This is a genomic window from Paenarthrobacter sp. NPDC089675, from assembly GCF_044749185.1.
In the GTDB taxonomy this organism is placed as follows: domain Bacteria; phylum Actinomycetota; class Actinomycetes; order Actinomycetales; family Micrococcaceae; genus Arthrobacter.
The window spans coordinates 353,400-373,531 of the sequence record NZ_JBIVHM010000004.1 but is presented as its reverse complement, the minus strand read 5'-3'; the positions used below and the strand labels follow the sequence as shown (position 1 = coordinate 373,531).

At 62.8% G+C, this 20,132-nt stretch carries 18 protein-coding genes and 1 tRNA gene; 7 read left to right on the top strand and 12 right to left on the bottom strand.

What is annotated here, in order from left to right; genetic code table 11:
* Window positions 1–41 precede the first annotated feature (41 nt).
* A complete protein-coding gene (locus tag ACIPY2_RS11730; RefSeq protein ID WP_400266553.1) occupies window positions 42–1,655 on the bottom strand; it encodes an alkaline phosphatase D family protein in 1,614 nt (537 codons plus the stop codon).
* 149 nt (window positions 1,656–1,804) lie between these two features.
* On the opposite strand from ACIPY2_RS11730, the gene ACIPY2_RS11725 reads away from it, so the two are divergent.
* The 5 genes from ACIPY2_RS11725 (at window position 1,805) to ACIPY2_RS11705 (ending at window position 8,322) form a co-directional block, all read left to right on the top strand.
* The gene (locus tag ACIPY2_RS11725; protein WP_400266552.1) at window positions 1,805–2,437 is read left to right on the top strand and encodes an MBL fold metallo-hydrolase; all 633 of its coding nucleotides are present in this window, start codon (window positions 1,805–1,807) and stop codon (window positions 2,435–2,437) included.
* A gap of 42 nt (window positions 2,438–2,479) precedes the next feature.
* On the top strand, window positions 2,480–3,079 hold the full coding sequence (locus tag ACIPY2_RS11720) for a TetR/AcrR family transcriptional regulator (protein WP_400266551.1): 600 nt from the start codon (window positions 2,480–2,482) through the stop codon (window positions 3,077–3,079).
* A gap of 362 nt (window positions 3,080–3,441) precedes the next feature.
* Window positions 3,442–4,938 carry an aldehyde dehydrogenase family protein gene (locus tag ACIPY2_RS11715; RefSeq protein WP_400266550.1) on the top strand — a complete coding sequence of 499 codons (1,497 nt, stop codon included), beginning with the start codon at window positions 3,442–3,444 and terminating at the stop codon, window positions 4,936–4,938.
* Window positions 4,939–6,603, top strand: coding sequence for a GMC family oxidoreductase (locus ACIPY2_RS11710; protein ID WP_400266549.1), 1,665 nt, complete (start codon window positions 4,939–4,941; stop codon window positions 6,601–6,603).
* A gap of 117 nt (window positions 6,604–6,720) precedes the next feature.
* A complete protein-coding gene (locus ACIPY2_RS11705; protein WP_400266548.1) occupies window positions 6,721–8,322 on the top strand; it encodes an APC family permease in 1,602 nt (533 codons plus the stop codon).
* Between the two features lie 104 nt (window positions 8,323–8,426).
* Here the strand turns inward: ACIPY2_RS11705 and ACIPY2_RS11700 are convergent, their stop codons facing one another.
* The 11 genes from ACIPY2_RS11700 to ACIPY2_RS11650 form a co-directional block, all read right to left on the bottom strand.
* Entirely contained in the window at window positions 8,427–9,266 is an 840-nt protein-coding gene (locus ACIPY2_RS11700; RefSeq protein WP_400266547.1) for an aldo/keto reductase, read from the bottom strand.
* A 118-nt stretch (window positions 9,267–9,384) separates the two neighbouring features.
* Window positions 9,385–9,837: a hypothetical protein gene (locus ACIPY2_RS11695; RefSeq protein ID WP_400266546.1), complete on the bottom strand. Its 453-nt coding sequence runs from the start codon at window positions 9,835–9,837 to the stop codon at window positions 9,385–9,387.
* Between the two features lie 8 nt (window positions 9,838–9,845).
* The gene (locus ACIPY2_RS11690) at window positions 9,846–10,505 is read right to left on the bottom strand and encodes a bacterial proteasome activator family protein (RefSeq protein ID WP_400266545.1); all 660 of its coding nucleotides are present in this window, start codon (window positions 10,503–10,505) and stop codon (window positions 9,846–9,848) included.
* A gap of 81 nt (window positions 10,506–10,586) precedes the next feature.
* On the bottom strand, window positions 10,587–10,778 hold the full coding sequence (locus ACIPY2_RS11685) for a YbdD/YjiX family protein (RefSeq protein ID WP_400266544.1): 192 nt from the start codon (window positions 10,776–10,778) through the stop codon (window positions 10,587–10,589).
* Complete coding sequence (locus tag ACIPY2_RS11680; protein ID WP_400266543.1) at window positions 10,778–13,045, bottom strand: carbon starvation CstA family protein; 2,268 nt, start codon at window positions 13,043–13,045, stop codon at window positions 10,778–10,780. Before ACIPY2_RS11680 ends, ACIPY2_RS11685 begins: the two co-directional genes overlap by 1 nt.
* Window positions 13,046–13,216: 171 nt before the next feature.
* On the bottom strand, window positions 13,217–14,290 hold the full coding sequence (locus ACIPY2_RS11675; protein WP_400266542.1) for a hypothetical protein: 1,074 nt from the start codon (window positions 14,288–14,290) through the stop codon (window positions 13,217–13,219).
* Complete coding sequence (locus ACIPY2_RS11670; RefSeq protein WP_400266541.1) at window positions 14,287–14,940, bottom strand: ATP-binding cassette domain-containing protein; 654 nt, start codon at window positions 14,938–14,940, stop codon at window positions 14,287–14,289. Before ACIPY2_RS11670 ends, ACIPY2_RS11675 begins: the two co-directional genes overlap by 4 nt.
* On the bottom strand, window positions 14,937–15,953 hold the full coding sequence (locus ACIPY2_RS11665) for a hypothetical protein (RefSeq protein WP_400266540.1): 1,017 nt from the start codon (window positions 15,951–15,953) through the stop codon (window positions 14,937–14,939). The genes ACIPY2_RS11670 and ACIPY2_RS11665 overlap by 4 nt, the downstream gene beginning before the upstream one ends.
* 14 nt (window positions 15,954–15,967) lie before the next feature.
* Window positions 15,968–16,639: a hypothetical protein gene (locus ACIPY2_RS11660; protein ID WP_400266539.1), complete on the bottom strand. Its 672-nt coding sequence runs from the start codon at window positions 16,637–16,639 to the stop codon at window positions 15,968–15,970.
* A 517-nt stretch (window positions 16,640–17,156) separates the two neighbouring features.
* A complete protein-coding gene (locus ACIPY2_RS11655) occupies window positions 17,157–17,708 on the bottom strand; it encodes a PadR family transcriptional regulator (protein ID WP_400266538.1) in 552 nt (183 codons plus the stop codon).
* 26 nt (window positions 17,709–17,734) lie between these two features.
* Window positions 17,735–18,718 carry an NAD(P)H-quinone oxidoreductase gene (locus ACIPY2_RS11650; RefSeq protein ID WP_400266537.1) on the bottom strand — a complete coding sequence of 328 codons (984 nt, stop codon included), beginning with the start codon at window positions 18,716–18,718 and terminating at the stop codon, window positions 17,735–17,737.
* A 103-nt stretch (window positions 18,719–18,821) separates the two neighbouring features.
* Here ACIPY2_RS11650 and ACIPY2_RS11645 point away from each other — a divergent pair.
* Window positions 18,822–18,912: transfer RNA gene (locus tag ACIPY2_RS11645), tRNA-Ser, on the top strand.
* A 301-nt stretch (window positions 18,913–19,213) separates the two neighbouring features.
* Entirely contained in the window at window positions 19,214–20,080 is an 867-nt protein-coding gene (locus ACIPY2_RS11640) for an LPXTG cell wall anchor domain-containing protein (RefSeq protein ID WP_400266536.1), read from the top strand.
* The last annotated feature ends 52 nt before the right edge of the window (window positions 20,081–20,132 follow it).

Below are 20,132 nucleotides of genomic sequence, written 5' to 3'. Positions count from 1 at the left end.
ATTTGACCACGGACTCCCGGAGCGGCGGCGCGCGGCCATCGTCAGCGTTCGGGAGCGAGCACCTTCGAGAAGACCGCCTCACCGTTGGCGTTCCGCAGGCTCACAGTGAACGAATCGTCCGCACCGAGTTCCACATGCCCGAAGAACTGGTTCTCCCCGTTGCGAGGAGACTCGCCGGGGAAACGGCCGGCCTTGGAGAACACGACCTCCGGCCCGAAGGTCCCGTCCATGTCATTCGGCCCGAAGGAGCCCGCGTTGATGGGGCCCGCAACGAACTCCCAGAAAGGATCGAAATCAGTGAACGATGCCCGCTCCGGAGAATAGTGGTGGGCTGCGCAGTAATGCACATCGGCCGTGAGCCATACCGTGTTCTTCACGCCATACTTCTTGAAGGCGCTCAGGACCCCGGCGATTTCCAGCTCCCGCCCCAGCGGCGCACCGTTATCCCTGTTGGACAGGCTCTCCTGGTTCACGGGGCCGTCCGGCACCACGATTCCGAGGGGCAGGTCCGCGGCAATGACCTTCCACGTGGCCTTGGACTGCCGGACTTCCTTGATCAGCCAATCCACCTGCTCCTGGCCAAGGATGTTGGTGGCGTAGGGCTCCTTGCCGTCGGTGTTCGGTGATTTGTAGGTCCGCATGTCCAGGCAGAAGATGTCCAGTTGCGGGCCTCGCGAAATCTTCCGGTAGATGCGCGCAGGCTGGTACTGGCCGGCGTCGTAGGTTCCGGGGCGCCACAGCGCCGCCGAGTCCGCAATCGGCATGTTTTCCTGCCACGCCTGCCGTCCGCGGGCCGCGAGGACGTTCACGTTGCGTTCGGTGTAGCGGGCGTCGTCCAGGATCTGGCCGGGGTACCAGTTGTTATGTGTTTCGTGGTCGTCCCACTGCGCGATGACCGGGATCTCGGCAAACATGGCACGCATATTGGCATCAAGGGAGTTGTAGCGATGGCGGCCACGGAATTCCTTGAGGGTTTCGGCCACTTTGGACACTTCCTCGGTGACGATGTTGCGCCACACCTGGCCGTCCTTCTCGGTAACGGTTTCCGCGATCGGGCCGTCGGCGTAGATGGTGTCTCCGGAGTGGATGAAGAAATCCGGGTGTACGTCGTGCATGGCCTTGTAGCCGCGCATGCCGCCGATCTCATCGTTGATGCCCCAGCCCTGGCCTGCGGTATCGCCGGTCCAGACGAAGGACTGGGAGGACGACTTGTTGCCGGGCGCCGTGCTGAAGGTTCCCTGCACGGCTTCGCCGGCCCCGTTGTCATCCTCGAAGTTCAGCTCCAGCCTGAACCTGGTGCCCGCAGGCAGCCCTTTGGCATGGATCTTGGCCGTGAAGTCGCTGTCTTCCGTCGCCAGCGGTCCGCGGATGGTCCGGCTGAAACCGTACCGGCCGCGGAGGATCTCTCCGGCGTCGTCGATTGCCTGGAGGGTGGCGGTGAGGCGGCCAGGTCCCGAGGCGCGGGACCACAGAACGGCGGAATCTGTTGTGACGTCGCCCGTGGCGATGCCGGCGGGGAGGGTGAGGCGCTTGCGGACCAGGGGGATGGATGCGGGCGCGGCGCCGGCGGGGGCTGCTGCGCCTGTGGCGAGGCCGGCAAGCGTGAGGCCGGCGAGGGAGGACTTGACGAGGGTGCGGCGGGAAAAGTCGGTCATGCCGTCCACCCTTTCCACCCGTCGTGAACGGAAGGTGAGGGTGGGATGAAGGTTTTGCGGGTTGTTGCTCGACTGGACCTCCGATGGATGGAATTCTGGATGGAGGCGACAAGCCACCCACGGAGTCAACTCAGGAACTGGGGAAAGACGTGAATGCAGGTGCCGCAATATCCGTTATCCCCATTCGCGTCGCTGAACTGGTTCCCGAAGGGCAAACGATGCCGGTGTACATACACCTCATCGACCATCCGGACGCCCGGGTGCTGGTGGACACGGGACTGACCTCGCTCCACCCCGCCATTGAAGACATGGATCCCCGCCTTTTCCCGTTGACGGAACAGGACTTCGACATCCGCAGCGTGGACATCGTTGTGAACACCCACCTTCATTTCGACCACTGCGGGGGCAACCACCTCTTCACCGGCAGGCCCATCTACGTCCAACGCGCTGAACTCGATGACGCACGCAACCAGGACCACTACACCATTCCGGAATGGGTGGATCCGCCGGGCGTGCACTACGTTCCTGTCGACGGGGAGCTGGAACTGCTACCCGGGCTGCGCCTGCTTCCGGCACCCGGCCACACCCCCGGATCACAGGTAGTCGTGATCGAAGGAAGCCGGGGTCCGGTCGTCATCGCCGGGGATACTGCCGTCTGGCATGGCCAACTCGACAACCCGGAGACGGAGGGCCAGAAGCTGGTGCGGTCCTTGAACCCCGAAAGGGTGTGGCTTGCCCATGCGGACGAGCCGTGGACTCCGCAACGGGCGCAGACCGGGTAACCCAAAGTGCGCGGCCGCCACCTAAGGCAATAGGGTTGCCGTATGGGGACGAATACGTTGAACTCCGGTGGTCAGCTCGACAAGCAGTCCCGTATCCTCGACGCGGCAATGGAGCTGCTTTCCCGGCACGGGATCTCGGGCGTCAGCATGCGCGCCGTGGCTCGTGAAGCCGGCGTCGCACTGGGCTTGGTCAACTACTACTTTGATGACAAAACGAGCCTGATCCGGGCAGCACTCCGTCGCGTGGACGAGCACGACCTCCTTTTGGTGGCCTCGGACCCATCAGCCGACCCGCAGGAGCAGCTTCGGGAAGCCCTCCGCCGGGTCGCAGGGGCGGACCTCCTCACCACTGGCTACCTTTCCCTCCGCCTGCACCTCTGGGCCCTTGCGCAGGCTGACGAAGGCTACGCGGAAATCAACGCCGCCGCCTTCGACCGATACATTGACGGGCTTGCGCGCCTGATTTCCAATGCCCGCCCGGACCTCTCGTGGGCGGAATGCCGGGACCGCGGAGCGGACATCGTCGTGATCCAGAACGGTATGTGGCTGACCTCCCTCCTTGGCATAGACAAGGCAGCCATCCAGCGAAGCATCGCCCGCACCGAAGAGATCGCTTTCGCCGCGGCCCTGGAAACGAAGTAGCGGATCCAGGGGCCGCTGGACCGTCAGCGTCACCAGTCAGCGTCACAAATCCTCGGATTGATATATCTGCGCTTAAAACCCTTGAACGATCGTTCAAAGTGCTCTACTGTCTTTCTATGACCTACGACACACTCGTTCCTGGCTCTTAGCAAAGAATTTTCCAACCTCGGCCGCGTCACACTGTGACTCCCGCCGAGGAAGCGCCGCACCGTGCAGACCGGTCCGCGGCGCTGTACCACCCGCCCCACAGCGATGGCCTCACCAGGTGACAGCTGTGCATCCCGGATTCCGGGAACCGCGGGACATCGACCCCAGCCCAGGTCCTCTGCCTGGGCATTGGCACCCATTACCGAGGGAGATCCATGTCAAAAACAGCATCCACACTCTTCATCAACGGCTCCTGGGAAGAGGCCGCCTCCGGCGCCGCCCGCGAGATCCGCAATCCGGCCGACGGTGAAGTGGTGGCCATGGTGTCCGAAGGCGGCAAAGAAGACGCCGAACGCGCCATTGCCGCGGCCCGAGCCGCCTTCGACTCCGGAGTTTGGTCCTCCGTCCCGGCGCCCGAGCGCGGTTCCTTCCTCTTGAAAGTGGCCGCCGGCCTGCGCGAGCACCGCGAAAAGTTCGCCCGGGCCGAGTCGCTGGACACGGGAAAGCGGATCGTGGAGAGCCGCATCGACATCGACGACATCGCCGCCTGCTTCGAATACTTCGGCAAGCTCGCTGGCCAGCAGCCGGGCCGTATGGTGGACGCCGGGAATGCCGACGTCGTCAGCCGGATCGTCTACGAACCCGTCGGCGTCTGCGGCCTCATCACACCGTGGAACTACCCGCTTCTCCAAGCCGCGTGGAAGATCGCCCCGGCCTTGGCGGCTGGCTGCACCTTCGTCCTCAAGCCTGCCGAGCTGACCCCGTCCACCAGCATCCTGTGCATGCAGCTCATGAAGGACCTGGGCCTGCCCGACGGCGTCGCGAACCTTGTCACCGGACCCGGCCGCAAGGTGGGCGCACCGCTGACGGAACATCCCGACGTCGACCTCGTCTCCTTCACCGGCGGCTTGGAAACCGGTAAGAGCATCGCCGCCGCAGCTTCCGCCACGGTCAAGAAGGTGGCGCTGGAACTGGGCGGCAAGAACCCCAACGTTGTCTTCGCTGACGCCGACTTCGACGCCGCCGTCGACAACGCCCTCAACGGCGCCTTCCTCCACTCGGGCCAGGTCTGCTCCGCGGGCGCCCGCCTTGTGGTGGAGGAATCCATCGCCGAGCGTTTCGTGGACGAACTGGTCCGCCGCGCCGAAGCCATCCGTTTGGGCGGTCCGTTCGACGAGGACGCCGAAACCGGCCCGCTGATCTCCGCAGACCACCGCGACAAGGTCCACGAGTACGTCCAGCGCGGCATCGCTGAAGGCGCGCGGCTGCGGACCGGCGGCTCCGCACCTGAAGGAGAAAAGTACGACGCCGGTTTCTACTACCGGCCGACCATCCTGGACCGGGTCACCCGCGGAATGTCCGTGGTGGTTGACGAAGCGTTCGGTCCGGTGGTGACGGTGGAAACCTTCCGCACCGAGGACGAGGCCGTTGCCATTGCCAACGACACCATTTACGGCCTGGCCGGAGCTGTCTGGACCCAGGACGCCGGCAAAGCACAGCGCGTAGCGGGTCGGCTCCGCCACGGCACCATCTGGATCAACGACTACCACCCCTACCTTCCCCAGGCGGAGTGGGGCGGGTTCGGCGCATCGGGAGTGGGCCGGGAGCTCGGCCCCACCGGACTGGCCGAGTACCAGGAAGCCAAGCACATCTACCAGAACACCAACCCCCAGGTAACGGGCTGGTTCGCTGACCACGGCAAGGAGAACTAGATGCACTTCGATAACATCGACAACCTCGGCGAGCGCACGTTCGACTACATCGTCATCGGTGGTGGATCTGCCGGCGCCGCCGTGGCCGCCCGCTTGAGCGAGGACCCGGACGTCACCGTCGCACTCGTGGAAGCCGGCCCGGATGACCGCAACATCCCCGAAATCCTGCAGCTGGACCGCTGGATGGAACTGCTGGAATCCGGCTACGACTGGGATTACCCGATCGAACCCCAGGAAAACGGCAACTCCTTCATGCGCCACGCCCGCGCCAAGGTCATGGGCGGCTGCTCAAGCCACAACTCCTGCATCGCTTTCTGGGCTCCCCGGGAAGACCTTGACGAATGGGAATCCAAGTACGGAGCAGCAGGCTGGAACGCCGACGCCGCCTGGCCGCTGTACAAGCGCCTGGAAACCAACGAGGACGCCGGCCCGGATGCCCCGCACCACGGTGATTCGGGTCCCGTACACCTCATGAACGTGCCGCCGGCCGACCCCGCAGGCGTCGCACTGCTGGACGCCTGCGAACAGTCGGGCATTCCGCGGGCCAAGTTCAACACGGGCGCCACCGTGGTCAACGGTGCGAACTTCTTCCAGATCAACCGCCGTTCGGACGGTACCCGTTCGTCCAGCTCGGTGTCCTACATCCACCCGATCATCGATCGCCCCAACTTCACGCTCCTGACCGGCCTGCGTGCCCGCCAACTGGTGTTCGACGCCGATAAGCGTTGCACCGGCGTCGACGTCGTCGATTCGGCCTTCGGCCGCACCCACCGCCTGTCCGTCCGCCACGAGGTCATCCTCTCCACGGGCGCCATCGATTCGCCAAAGCTGCTCATGCTTTCCGGCATCGGCCCGGCCGCCCACCTCGCGGAGCACGGCATCGAGGCGTTGGTCGACTCCCCCGGCGTCGGTGAGAACCTGCAGGACCACCCCGAGGGCGTAGTCCAGTTCGAAGCCAAGCAGCCCATGGTCCAGTCCTCCACGCAGTGGTGGGAAATCGGCATCTTCACCCCCACCGAGGACGGCCTGGACCGCCCGGACCTGATGATGCACTACGGCTCGGTCCCTTTCGACATGAACACGCTCCGGCACGGCTACCCCACCACCGAGAACGGCTTCAGCCTCACCCCGAACGTTACGCATGCACGCTCCCGCGGCACCGTGCGGCTCCGCAGCCGGGACTTCCGGGACAAGCCCATGGTTGACCCGCGCTACTTCACGGACCCCGAAGGCCACGACATGCGCGTCATGGTTGCGGGCATCCGCAAGGCCCGTGAGATTGCCGCGCAGCCTGCCTTGGCCGAGTGGACGGGCCGGGAGCTCTCCCCCGGCATCGAAGCGCAGACGGACGAAGAATTGCAGGAGTACATCCGCAAGACCCACAACACCGTCTACCACCCGGTGGGAACAGTCAGGGTGGGGGCGTACGACGACGACATGTCGCCTTTGGACCCCGAGCTGCGGGTCAAGGGCGTCACGGGACTTCGGGTCGCCGATGCTTCAGTCATGCCGGAGCACGTCACCGTCAATCCCAACATCACAGTCATGATGATCGGCGAACGCTGCGCGGATTTGATCAAAGCCGATTTGGTCAAGGCTGTGTCCGCCGAAGCCAACGTTGCCACCACCACCGCAGAGGAGGACCTGACGCCGTCGTACGTCTAGGAGGCCGCCCCCGAACGGGGGCGCCTTCCTTTGGGGGAAAAGTCACCACACCAAATCCTGATTCGCCGCGCCCCAGGGCGGCCGATCCCATCTTGCTTTTCTGATAAGGAGTCCACAATGGAACCCAGCAAGAGTAATGATTCAAGCGGCATGGATGAGTTTGGCTACACGCAGACCCTGGATCGCAGCATTGGCAAGTTCGCCAGTTTCGCTGCCGGCGTCAGCTACATCTCCATCCTCACCGGTGTTTTTCAACTGTTCTATTTCGGTTTTTCGATGGCGGGCCCGGCGTATGCGTGGTCCTGGCCCATCGTCTTCGTGGGCCAATTGATGGTGGCCCTGTGTTTTGCCGAGCTTGCCGGCCGGTACCCGGTTGCGGGTTCGGTCTACAACTGGGCCAAACGGCTCGCCTCGGGAACATCGTCCTGGCTGGCAGGCTGGCTCCTGCTGCTCTCCTCCATCATGGCCTTGGGCTCTGTGGCACTGGCGCTGCAGATCACCCTCCCGCAGCTCTGGTCCGGTTTCCAGTTTGTAGGTGACGGAACCGGTCCCTTCGATTTCGCCATGAACGGTGTGGTTCTGGCGACAATCATGATCACCATTTCAACCCTCATCAACGCCTTTGGCGTGAAGCTCATGACGCGCATCAACAGCATCGGCGTGTTCGTCGAGCTGATTGCGGCCGTGCTGCTCATCCTTGCACTGGGCTGGCACGTGGTGCGCGGACCGGAGGTCTTCTTCGACACCGCCGGTTTCGGTGAAGGCAACGATCTTGGCTTCTTCGGGGTCTTCCTCATCGGTGCCATGGCCTCCGGCTACGTGATGTACGGATTCGATACCGCCAGCTCACTGGGCGAGGAGACAAAAGACCCCAAGAAGACAGCACCAAAGGCCATCATCCGTGCGGTCACGGCGTCGTTCATCCTGGGTGGAGGGATCCTGCTCTTCGGCATCCTCGCCGCACCGGACCTGAACGACCCCAAGGTAGGTGCAGCCGACGGAGGACTCCAGCACATCGTCCTCAGCGTCCTTGGCGGCCCGTTCGGGAAGGCATTCCTGGTCTGCATCGTGGTAGCCGTGGTGGTCTGCACCCTGGCCGTGCACGCCGCAGCCATCCGCATGATGTTCGCCATGGCACGTGACAACAACCTGCCCTTCAGCCGCCAGCTCAGCAAGGTTGACCCGGTTCGCCGGACCCCCACTGTGGCCGCGATCGTCATCGGCGTCCTGGCCGTGCTCCCGCTTCTCATCAACGTGATGCAGCCGGCAATCTTCACCATCCTGTCCAGCATCAGCATCGTGCTGATCTACATGTCCTACCTGCTGGTGACGGTTCCCCTGCTGCGCAAGCGGTTCCTGAAGAAATGGCCGCTGGCCACCACCGACGGCTCCGAGCCGGGCTTCAGCATGGGCAAGTGGGGGCTGCCGGTGAACATCCTCGCCGTGCTCTGGGGCGGGGCCATGACCATCAACCTGATCTGGCCGCGGCAGGAAATCTACAACTCCGTGCCGCCCTTTGAGTGGTACCTGCAGTGGGGCGGCGTGATCTTCGTTGCCGCCGTCACTGTGGGCGGCGCGCTGCTGTACCGGTTGAAGATCCGGCACCAGACGGGCGTCCTGGCCGAGCACGCTGCATCGGTCGCGGCGCACCCGTCGTCAAGTGCTGCGGACCACTCCGCACCCCACCCGACGAGTCCTTCCGCCGCCGTCTTGCCCTAACAGGCTGTGCCTTAAAAACGAGTGCCCCGCACCCAACCAAGTCGCATTAGTGCGCGTTTTGCTAATGCTACCCAGTTGGGCGCGGGGCACTTGCGTGCTATCGCTTAGGCGAAGTCGGAAACCGCCGGGTCCGGGCCGATGCGGCCTTCCGCGCCACGGTCCAGGCCGTTGATGGCCTCGACGTCGGCATCGTCCAGCTTCACGGACAGAGCCGCGAAGTTCTCCTGGATGCGGGATTCGGTGACGGACTTGGGAATCACGACGTTCCCGATGGTCATGTGCCAGGCGATGACCACCTGGGCAGGCGTTGCGTGGTGCTTCGCTGCAATCTCGGCCACCGTGGCGTTCTCCAGCAGCTCGCCGCCCTGGCCGAGCGGGGACCAGGCCTGGGTCAGGATGCCCTTGGAGGCGTTGAACTCACGGAGCTCGGACTGGTTGAAGAACGGGTGCAGCTCGATCTGGTTGATGGCCGGGACCACGCCGGTCTCGTCGATGATGCGCTGCAGGCCCTCGGTGGTGAAGTTGGAGACACCGATGGACTTGACGCGGCCTCGCTTCTGGAGCTCGATCAGGGCCTTCCAGGTGTCCACGTATTTGTCCTGCTTGGGCTGCTGCCAGTGGATCAGGTAGAGGTCCAGGGTCTCGAGGCCAAGGCGGTCGAGGGACTCCTCGAAGGCAGCGAGCGTGGATTCGTAGCCCTGGTCGGCGTTCCACAGCTTAGTGGTGATGAAGATTTCCTCAGCGGACAGGCCGGAGGAAGCAATGGCCCGGCCCACGCCGGACTCGTTGCCGTAGATCTTGGCGGTGTCGATGTGGCGGAAGCCCGCCTCGAAGGCCTGGCGGACCACCTTTTCGGCTACGTCGTCTTCAACCTGCCACACCCCGTAGCCGAGCTGGGGGATGGTGTTGCCGTCGTTGAAAGTAAGTATTGGTGAGGAAGTCATGTCTGCCATCCTGCCAGCATGAAGTTGCTCAAAGCACCAAATATTACGCAGATCAGCTATCCGCGAAACTTGTTGCGCATTCGGAATAGCAGCGCGCGCGGGTAATTGCGCACGCTAGCTAGTTTGGGTCATTCAGGGCAAGCAACCGCTCGGCATCCGCCACCTGCTCAAACACGGCATCGGCACGTCGCTGCACGGACAAGGCGCCAACAGGTACCGGCCCCACGGCCAACCGCAGCATGGCCGCGGCTTCTGCCGTAGTGGCCAGCGAATTTCCGGCCTTGGAGAGGGCCCTGTGCACTCCGGCGAGGGCCCCCGGCACATCCAGTCCGTCGCTCGGCGCGCGCTTTTGGGCCTCAACGCATACGGCCCTTACCCGGGGCAGCAGCTCCGCAAGTTCGTTCGCAATCTGCACCAGCTCGTTGTAGAGCTGATCGTCGTCCACGCCCTCCAGCACTTGGTGGTACCTGTCCAAGCCGCGGTGGAACCGATCGTGGGCGCGCCGCCAAAGCCCCTTGCCGAGCTCAAGATCGTCCTTCCGTCCCTGCCGGACGGCCCCAAAGAATGCCACGGCCAGGCTCAGAGGTACTGCCCCGGACCGTGGTCAGGGTCCTCAGGCCGGCCGGGTGAAACGACGCCGGGAGCGCCCGGTGCCGCTGCCCGCTGCGGCTGTCCGTTCTCGCCGATGACAATGCCCGGGGCGATGACGGTGCCGGGAGGCAACTGGCGCAACTGGCGCTGGGCCGCTGCGTGGTCCTTTGCCGCCTGCTGTGCCGCAATGGCCGCCTGGATCCCGTGGAAGAGGCCTTCCAGCCACCCCACGAGCTGGGCCTGGGCAATCCGGAGTTCAGCGTCGGATGGAGCCTTCTCTTCCGGGAAGGGCAGGCTGATCCGTTCCAGTTCTTCGATCAGCTCAGGAGCCAGCCCATCCTCGAGCTCCTTGATGGAACGTTCGTGGATCTCGGCCAGGCGACCTCGCGCGGCGTCATCCAGGGGCGCGCTTTTCACCTCTTCGAGGAGCTGGCGGATCATGGTTCCGATCCGCATGACCTTCGCCGGTTCATCCACGAGTTCCTGGAGATTAGTGCCCTTGGGCTTTCCGTCTTCGGGTTTCACGTCTTCGGGCTTTACGTCCCCGGCAACGTCCCCATCCAGCGCAGTGCCTTCAACGGGTGTGCCCTCAACGGGGGTGTCGTCCGAAGCCTCATCCTTGGGCTGAAGGTTGTTCAGATCGCTCATGCGTTTCATACTCTCACGTGGTTCACGCCAGCCCGCGGCCAAGACCGGATTTTGGACTTCGTTCGTAGCGAAACTGCCGGGTCAGCAGCATCGCCCCTGCGGATTGCTGTCCTGCCGGTCCATCCGGTCCCGCCAGAACTCACGTTCAGTCATGGCGGGGCCCGGATGGTCGCTGGCAGCGTGATGCTCAAGGTACTTTTGGTACGCGTCCGCGCCCATGACTCCACGGAGGTAGCCGGCGAAGCCGCGGAAGCCCTTGATGACGGCATTCATCAGTGATGCCCGGCCCTCTCCAAGCGCTTCTCCGGCGGCAGGGCATTCCATTCAGCCAGGAGTTCCTTCTCAGCCGGAGTGGGGATCAGCCCGGCCGGCGCGAAGACCTTGGACGGCAGGGCCGGATCCTCATGGTCACGCCCGCCACCGGCACGGATGGCCCGGACCGTGGCGATGATGGCCGCAATGATCACAATGATGCTCAGGGTCACGAAGATGACCGAAAGGACACCCTGGATCATGGTGTTCCGGACCACGGCTTCCATGGCTTGAACCGTCTTGGCAGTTCCAAAAGAGGTCTTTCCGTCAGCGAGCGCCTTGCTGAAGGCCGCATTGTTGGCGAAATAGCCGACCGCGGGAACCGGCGAGAAGATCTTGTAGAAGCTGGCCGTAATGGTCACGACGGCGGCAAATGCCAGCGGGACGGCGACGATCCACAGATACTTGAACGTCCCCCGCTTCGCTGCGATGGCCATGCAAACAGCAAGGGCGATCGCGGCAAGCAACTGGTTGGCAATGCCGAACAGCGGGAAGAGCGTATTGATGCCGCCGAGCGGGTCCGTGACGCCCATGAGGAGCACCGCACCCCAGGCCGCCACCATGATCGCGGTGCAAAGCCAGGCACCCGGGCGCCATGAGGCTTCCTTGAACTTCGGGACAAAGTTGCCGATGGAGTCCTGCAGCATGAAGCGGGCCACGCGGGTTCCGGCGTCAACGGCGGTGAGGATGAACAAGGCCTCGAACATGATCGCGAAGTGGTACCAGAAGGCCATCATGGCCGGGCCGCCGATGAACTGCTGCATGATGTGCGCCAAGCCAACAGCCAAGGTAGGAGCACCACCGGAGCGCGAAATGATGCTCTCCTCCCCCACGTCCTTCGCCGTTTGCGCGAGGACGTCCGGGGTGATGTTGACGTTGGCCAGGCCCAGGCTGTTCACCCATTGCGCAGCGGATTCAACCGTGCCGCCGGTGAGCGCGAGGGGCGCATTCATGGCGAAGTAGATGCCGCGGTCGATCGAGATCGCGGCCACCAGGGCCATGATCGCCACGAAGGATTCCATCAGCATGCCGCCGTACCCGATGAAGCGCGTCTGGCGTTCCTTCTCGATCAGTTTGGGAGTGGTTCCCGAGGAGATGAGGGCGTGGAATCCGGACAGGGCACCACAGGCGATGGTCACGAAGAGGAACGGGAACAGCGCGCCGGAGAAGACCGGCCCGTTTTCCCGGCTTGCGAATTCGCTGAAGGCAGGGACGTTGATTTCCGGGCGGACCACGATGATGGCCACGGCGAGCATCACGATCACGCCGATCTTCATGAACGTGGAGAGGTAGTCGCGCGGCGCGAGCAGGAGCCAAACGGGGAGGATCGCGGCGATGAAACCGTAGATGATGATGCCCCAGGCGATAGTCACCTTGTCCAGGTGGAAGAACGCGGCACCCCATTCCGTTCCCGCCACTGCACCGCCGCCGATGATGGCAGCCATCAGCAGCACGAAGCCGATGATGGAGACTTCCATGACTTTCCCGGGCCGGAGGTAGCGCAGGTAAACACCCATGAACAGGGCAATCGGGATAGTCATTCCCACCGAGAACACACCCCACGGGCTCTCACCCAAGGCATTGACCACCACCAAGGCCAGGATGGCCACGATGATGATCATGATCAGCAGTGTCGCGATCAAGGCGGCGGTGCCGCCGATCACGCCAAGCTCTTCACGGGCCATCTGGCCTAGCGAGCGGCCGCCGCGACGCATCGAGAAGAACATCACCAGATAGTCCTGCACGGCACCGGCCAATACGACGCCGATGATGATCCAGATAGTGCCGGGGAGGTAGCCCATCTGGGCCGCAATAACAGGTCCCACCAGCGGACCCGCCCCTGCGATGGCGGCAAAGTGGTGGCCGAACAGGACGTTGCGGTCAGTGCGGACGTAATCCTTGCCGTCGGCCTTGTACTCGGCTGGGGTGGCCCGGCGGTCGTCCGGCTTGAGGAGGTATCGCTCAATGACCTTGGAGTAGAAGCGGTAGCCGATCAAGTAGGTGCAGACAGCCGCGAAAACGAACCAGATCGCGTTAACAGTCTCGCCGCGGACCAGGGCCAGCATCACCCACGCGACGCCACCGAGCAACGCGATGGCTATCCACAGGCCGATCTTGGCGGGTGTCCACTTCCGTTCCTCGGCGTCGCTTCGGGCCGGGTCCACCGCGGGCGATGGGAGGGTTGGATCAAGTTGTTTGCCGAGGTCTGGTTCCGGGTTGGCGTTCATGTCTCCTCCTTGAGAACTTCCGGGGTGCGGGAGCGGCGGCGGGCCGATGCTGGACGCACGTCTTCACGGGCAGAATAGCAAGGCGCCTTATTTGGGCGTGGCACGAATCACGGCGAAGGCTCCGCGGATGCGCTGAACGGCGCCGGTGGTGCGATGAGCGGTGGGGAGTCTCTAGCTTCGTTCTTTGAAGTGTTTGAAGAACTGCCCCTCGCGGCTGGCGGCAGCAGCCAGGAGGCCACCAGTCGTGGCACCCAGGAAACCGGCCGCTCCAATGAGCACGATTTGGCCGTACAGAGGTACCGCTATGGCGGGCACACCGAGACGCGCCGTCAGGAGGACAAATGCCATGGCGATCAGGCAACTCGCACCTGCCCAGACAGCCGACTCAACCAAGGCGACGAGCGTGAGGTCGGCCCTTGCTACACCAGCATGACGCGAGGAAGCGTACTCCAACCGACGGCGATGTCCTCCTAAGAGGGCGATGACGAGTCCAAGCAGTCCGGACGCTAGTGGCGCATAGCGCGTGAGCCGGTTTTGGTATTCGTCGGCCCCGTTAAACATTGCGCCGCGCGTGGGATTGAGCGTCGAAACCATCGCTGGCCCGTCTGTGTTTCCGGCGCGTTGTGAGGCACGCAGTAGTGAATCAAACGCTGCAGTCGAGGGCCACACGTCGGCCCAACATTCATCGAATGGCCCTTGGCTCAATGTAGGTATCAGCACGGCGTTGGCGAGTCGGCTGTCCCTGCCGTCGCTCTCCGGATAGGGGAACACCGCGGCAACATACACTGGACCCCGGTCAGTTTCCAGCGTGTCTCCTGAGCCGACCTGCCAGCGTTTCGCCAGCGGTTCGGAGACAAGCACACCCTGCTTCAGGTCCTTTTCCAGTCCGAGGACCGCTTGGAAACCAAGCGTCGTTTCAAAGGCCGGGGTTGTGATGCCGGGAAGGCTTGAAATGGCGATGGAAGGTACCGATTTCAGAGCTCCGGCTGACTGAACCCCGCTTGTCTTCGCAAGCGCGTCGCATCGTTGCGGATCTACAGTGCCCTCTGTCTTAAGGACACGAATGGAAGCCGCAGCTCCGTGATAATCCCGGGCCCGTGCATCCAGCGCCCCGACGGTACACAATTCCGCCCAGGACGTGAGTGAGATGACCAGAATCAGCGCTGTGGAGAGCCATCCGGCCTTGGCAGCGCCACTTTGTACGTTGCGCCAGGCCTCCCGAAGAACTGCATCCGGACGCATCATGGATCACCACTTGCACGGTCTGTTGATAGTTCCAGAACGCTTGAACACGAGGCAAGGGTCTCCTGATCGTGACTGGCAACGATGACCACCGCACCGCGTTGAGCCAGTGCTTCCAGAACGGCGTTGACTGTTGACGCCGTTGCGCGATCGAGTTGGGCGGTTGGCTCATCAACCAGAATAAGATCCGGCTCCCCGGCTACTGCCCGTGCAAGCATCAAACGTTGGGCCTCTCCACCGGAAAGCAGGGAAAAACGCTTTTGCGCACTGGCCCGAAGGCCGAAGTCGGTCAACCGTTGGAGGGCAAGCTGTTCACTATGGTCGCGTCCAAGCCCCGATGCCAGATACGGCAATGCGACGTGATCGAGCGCCGTTCGTTGCGGAACCCCAGTTGGGTTCTGAAAAACCCATCGAACACTGTGAATTCCAGTCCGCTCGACGGTTCCTTCCGTAGGTTTTTCCCAACCCGCGATGATGGACAGAAGAGTCGATTTACCTGACCCCGATGGCCCGCAAATCCCAGTAACCGAGTTTGCTTCGAACTCGATGTCCAAATGCCGGAAAAGATAGTGACCCGGTGCGAAGCCATGCCCTACGCCGCACATAGCCAGCCGGGAAAGATTGCCGATGGGCCGCTGTGCCCGGGCAGTCATGGGCATTGTTTGTCCCCTACGCTTGCGCCCAGGAGAATCTCCTCTGGCACGTCCTTCTCGAACCTGGCCAGCACCGCCCCTGCACTTGAACCGGCAATGGTGATGTGAGAGGTAGAGCCGTCTACGGCCTTGACACATGCATTGTCCTTCTGGACTCCGAAGACCCCCGACACCGGGACTTTGGCTACTTCCAGAGCTGAACTCAGCGACGTTGTAATACTCAGGGGCTTCGAGGTGCTGCCGGTCTGTGATTCAGCGAATTCAGGGCTTCGTGACACCTCAGCAAGCAACGTCGGATCGGTGACCAATCCCTCATCCGTCACCGGAGCGGATACGTTTCCGAACGTCACAGTCCTGGGGCCCGCGGCTGGCGGCTGACCCGGGGGGAAGACGACACGTAGGCTGCTCACAGCCCCCACAATGGTGATGAACGGTGCACCCGGCTCGTATCGGGAACCAAGCAGGGCGTCGCAGGACTTCACCCGAACTGTGACGGAAGGCAGCCAGAGTGTCTCGTCCAAATGCAGAATCCCGTCACGATTGTTCAACGCCAAGTCGGTTTGGATCTTGAAAATAGCCATGGCGAGGTCAGCGCTGTAGGCTCCCTTGTCCTGCACAGCCAAACCCATCGCGCCGAGCTGGGTCCTGAGGGCGTCCACGTCCGCGCCGGCGGTTCCTGGTCCGATGTCCCGGTAGAAAGGCACTGCAGAATGCAGGCCCAGCACCGGCCGTCCATTCAGCGAAGCCACCACGTGTCCTGATTCAATCCCTCCCCCGGCAACGCATGTCGATGAAGTGACGGTCCCCGACAAGCCAAGCGTCGTCTCTACTGGTTGGGTCGCTTCGACCTCGGCAGCAACTGTGCGCTCGTCCCGATATTCGGTCAGGACGACGGCGGCAGAGGACGCCTCCTGCGCGACACGCAGGGACGAGGGCGGGGCGTTGGCAGCTGTCCCCAACACGCAGACCACAGCAAGCGCGGCACACGAAGCGGCGATAAGGGCGTGCGACAACCACGACGGTTTATTCACCGCTGTGACGCACCCTTCCCGATAACAATGTTGGCTCCGACAAAGCACGCTTGGGCCTCGTCAGCATACGGGTCAAACGGAAGCCGATCTTCCAATGAGGTTTTGTCGTTTTCTTTATCGTCCAGCGCCTTCTTAAGGTCATCCTTGGAGAACGCCGATCCAACCATGCCTTTCGCTGCCAGGCAGTTGTAAGCGACTTGATCAGCGTCCGCAAGCAGTTCAGGATTTCCTTGTTGAATGCCGAAGAGTTCACCAATTTCGTTGGTGGTTCCCCGTTGACAATTTGTTACAGCCGAAAATGCCGACTCCAAGGTCTCCCCATCTGCCAGGGGAGTATTTTCTACCCGGTAAAGTCCATTGTTGAGTTTCGTTAGCCTTACAGGCCTTCCCGCTGCCGCCATGCACTGGGCAAAGCGTCCGTAAGCCTCGTCGTAGTCGGCTTGTTCAATCCGGCCTGATTCCTTGGCTCGCGCCAGAACATTCCTGTCGAATTCTTGCAGCGTGGGATCCCTGAGGGCTTGAACTACAAGATCCGAGAAGTTATCCGCAATATGCCGCCGCTCAGACGGTCCTTGGTCGCCGTTCGAACAGGCTGAAACCGAGGAGAGTGCGCATGCGGCAACCACAAGAAGCGCAAAGGGCCTGGTGGTCTTCAGCGACTTAGCCAAGTCCAACCGGCCTAAGCGATTCGAATCTGGTAGGCCTCGTGCGTCCAGCTGTAGCCATCTACCTGCGACCTCGAATAGGACCAAGAGGGCGCGCCGTAGGACCACGTATTTCCAAGGCGGGCTACAGACTGAAGTCGGTAGCTGCCGTTGTAGATCCACACTTCAGCGTGCGCGCACCACCAGTTTGACCAGTTGTTAGTCATGCCGTCGACGGCCGCCGAAGACGGCATCGCCGCAGTAAGTGCAATCCCTCCAGCCAGGGCGACAGCACTGACACTGGAAACAACTTTCCCAAGAACACGAGTACTCAAGGTATCCCCCATATTTAGACAGAGCCCATCGCCGTGGATATAGGTTCTTTTGTAGCAATTAAAATTGCACCAAGCAAGCCGTTAAATTGAAACTGTTTCACATTTCTGGAAATTGCATGTCAAAACTCAATTTCTTTTTCAAAAGACAGCTCGACGTCCTCAATCACACATCAAGACATTCACTTCGACACAGCCACAACCCGGGACTAGGCCGGGTTTGCCTCCCCGGCCTTCGCCTGGGCCTGCACCATCCGCGCCTCACACAGATCCAACCAGCGCACTTCCGCCTCGGCCTGGAAGATCAGGGAGTCAAGCACCAGCAACAAGGCAGTATCTGCTGAGCGCTGGTTCGCCGGAACAGCCTTCCTGGCCTGGGTATGTTCCTGCAGTGCCCGGACGGAGACGTCCCGCTGAGCCTGGATGACGGCCGAGGCATCCACCCCCGGCAGTGTCACTGCGAGCGCGAGCTTGATCGCGATCTCATTCCGCGGCGGACTGCCACGGTCCACCGCCCCCTCGAACCAGGCCCCGACTTCGGCGAGCCCGGCGTCAGTGATGCTGTAGACGACGTGGCCGCCGCCGTCGTCGCCGTCCTTGCTGACCAGGCCGTCCCGCTCGAGGCGCTCCAAAGTGGTGTACACCTGACCGATGTTCAGCGGCCAGGCAGCGCCGGTGCGCTCCTCGAATTCGACACGCAGCTCGTAGCCGTACCGGGGCTGGTCCTGGAGCAGGGCCAGCAGGCTGTGCCTGATCGACATGGAGCTCCTTGCAGTTGAGTGACGGGTCAGAGGAGCAGCAGGACCTTGCCCATGTGTTCGCCGGAGTCGAAGTACTTGTGTGCTTCGGCCACCTGGTCCAGCGGGAAGGTCTTTGCAACGAGCGGCGTGATCCGGCCGTCAGCGAGCATGGGCCACACCACCTCGCGCACGGCGGACATGATGATCCCCTTCTCCGCCACGGGCCGCGGCCGCAGTGCGGTGCCGATGACTGCCGCGCGCTTGCTGAGCAGCTGGCCCAAGTTGATCTCGGCCTTGGTGCCGCCCTGCAGGCCAATGATGATCAGCCTGCCATAGTCCGCGAGCGCGTCAATGTTCTGTTGCAGGTATTTGGCGCCCACGACGTCGAGGATCACGTCCGCGCCTTTGCCGCCGTTTTGTGCTTTGAGGCTTTCGGCAAAGTCTTCCTCGTTGTAATTGATGGCGATATCGGCCTTGAGGAACGCCTTGGCCGTACCGACTTTCTCGTCAGTTCCGGCGGTGGTGGCCACCTTTGCGCCATAGGCCTTCGCCAACTGGATGGCCATGGTTCCAATACCGCCGGTGGCACCATGGACCAAAACGGTCTCGCCGGTTTGGAGCTGCGCGGTCATGATGAGATTCGAGTAGACGGTGGCGGCTACCTCGGGCAGGGCCGCGGCAGTGACCAGATCAACGCCTTCGGGCAGGCGCAGGACCTGCTCCGCCGGAACAACCACCTGCTGGGCGTAGCCTCCCCCGGCCAGGAGCGCCACCACTTTGTCGCCGAGCGAAAACGCCTTGGTGACGCCGGGGCCGAACCCGGCGATGCGGCCGGATACTTCCAGGCCCGGGATTTCGGAGGCACCCGGCGGGGGCGGGTAGAAACCGCGTCGCTGTTGGACGTCGGCCCGGTTAAGCCCGGCCGCGACGACGTCGATCAGCACCTCACCCTCGCCGGGCACCGGCGACGGAACGTCCCTGACCTCAAGGACCTCGGGTCCGCCCGGCTGGGAAATAAAGACGGCTTTCATGACGTGCTCCGGTTTCTAGCTTGCACTTCCAAGGCCCGGGGCCGGGCTCGGAAAGACGCGATGTTTTGGTACAGCCAACTCCCTATGAAACACTACTAGGCAGGGAAGGTTGTCCGAGCGGCCTAAGGAGCTGGTCTTGAAAACCAGTGTGCGGTAACCCCGTACCAAGGGTTCAAATCCCTTACCTTCCGCCACGTTGGAACCCCCGGTATGCGAAAGCTGGCCGGGGGTTCTGCTTTTGCGTCTTTTCGGCCCCGGTTGCGCCATTTTTCGGAACCGACACGAAAGGGGCCTCCGTCCCGGCTTCCACGTCACCCGAGTGCCTGGTCCAGCGCTAAAGGCTGCACGCCTCCACGGTCACCCCCGGAGGACCTGCCAATTCTTTTTGTGCTGCCATGCGTCATAGAACGCCCTCATGCGGCTCTAACTAAGTGGAACCGCGCTCCCGGTTGACGGATTGCGGTGCCCATCACCCGCATTCCGAAAGGCATCCCTGTGGCGCTTCCTGTTACCCGCTCATCTCCGTATTACGGGTCGTCCCCTCTGCGGACAGGACCGGGACGGGGCCACAGTGTCGGCTCCGATCCTTCCAAGACGGTGGTGAGGGGTTTGCTGGGCGTCGCTTCACTGCTCATGCTGTTGCTTGTCACTGTTCCTGGAGCCGCGGCCGCAACCGACACGGGCGCAGGCACGCGCGTAGGTGTTGTTTCCAAGGCATCCACGTCGGACTCTTCGTCGGTTCCCGCAACTCAGCATGTGGCGTGTTCAGCCCAAAAGGACGCTGCTTCCTGTGACGCCGATGGGGATGCCATACCCGACGGTGTCGAGGTGGTGGTTTGTGGGTCCGAGACGTGTGCGACGGGCCGGGAAGACACCGACCATGACGGCATTCCCGACTGGACCGAGGTCACGGCGTGCGGTGACCTGAGATGCGCGGACCCTGCCACCGACGCTGATGCTGACGGCGTCCCCGACTACGCCGAGGATTTGGCGTGTGGGTCAGCAACGTGCTCGAACGGCCGCGAGGATGCGGACGGGAACAAGATCGCGGACTGGATCGACGTCGTCATCTGCGGAAGCAGGGGGTGCGCGACCGGTGAGGAAGACCTCGACGGCAACGGTGTCTCAGACGCCGCAGAACTGGCCGCGTGCGTGAAGGAACAGCCGAACATCTTTGGCATCCCGCTGCCAGGTGCCGCTCCGGGTTCGGCAGGATTTCTGGCTTCGACAGGCTTTCAAGCCGGTGCTTTGGCTTTGTTCGGAGTGGTCCTCCTCGGTGGTGGTGCCCTGTTGATCCGTCGAAGGAAGACCGCCGCCTCCGCAACGAGCTACGCGGATCCTTCCACGGGCGGTGACGCATGAGCCGCCGTCACAACACAAAAAGTGAAACCTCAATCGGGTCATGGATCAGGCG

Excerpts from the sequence above, each read along its gene's own strand:
- ACIPY2_RS11730 (WP_400266553.1), bottom strand. The coding sequence starts at position 1,655 with ATGACCGACTTTTCCCGCCGCACCCTCGTCAAGTCCTCCCTCGCCGGC.
- ACIPY2_RS11720 (WP_400266551.1), top strand. The coding sequence starts at position 2,480 with ATGGGGACGAATACGTTGAACTCCGGTGGTCAGCTCGACAAGCAGTCC.
- ACIPY2_RS11715 (WP_400266550.1), top strand. The coding sequence starts at position 3,442 with ATGTCAAAAACAGCATCCACACTCTTCATCAACGGCTCCTGGGAAGAG.
- ACIPY2_RS11710 (WP_400266549.1), top strand. The coding sequence starts at position 4,939 with ATGCACTTCGATAACATCGACAACCTCGGCGAGCGCACGTTCGACTAC.
- ACIPY2_RS11705 (WP_400266548.1), top strand. The coding sequence starts at position 6,721 with ATGGAACCCAGCAAGAGTAATGATTCAAGCGGCATGGATGAGTTTGGC.
- ACIPY2_RS11700 (WP_400266547.1), bottom strand. The coding sequence starts at position 9,266 with ATGACTTCCTCACCAATACTTACTTTCAACGACGGCAACACCATCCCC.
- ACIPY2_RS11690 (WP_400266545.1), bottom strand. The coding sequence starts at position 10,505 with ATGAGCGATCTGAACAACCTTCAGCCCAAGGATGAGGCTTCGGACGAC.
- ACIPY2_RS11685 (WP_400266544.1), bottom strand. The coding sequence starts at position 10,778 with ATGAATGCCGTCATCAAGGGCTTCCGCGGCTTCGCCGGCTACCTCCGT.
- ACIPY2_RS11680 (WP_400266543.1), bottom strand. The coding sequence starts at position 13,045 with ATGAACGCCAACCCGGAACCAGACCTCGGCAAACAACTTGATCCAACC.
- ACIPY2_RS11675 (WP_400266542.1), bottom strand. The coding sequence starts at position 14,290 with ATGATGCGTCCGGATGCAGTTCTTCGGGAGGCCTGGCGCAACGTACAA.
- ACIPY2_RS11670 (WP_400266541.1), bottom strand. The coding sequence starts at position 14,940 with ATGACTGCCCGGGCACAGCGGCCCATCGGCAATCTTTCCCGGCTGGCT.
- ACIPY2_RS11655 (WP_400266538.1), bottom strand. The coding sequence starts at position 17,708 with ATGTCGATCAGGCACAGCCTGCTGGCCCTGCTCCAGGACCAGCCCCGG.
- ACIPY2_RS11650 (WP_400266537.1), bottom strand. The coding sequence starts at position 18,718 with ATGAAAGCCGTCTTTATTTCCCAGCCGGGCGGACCCGAGGTCCTTGAG.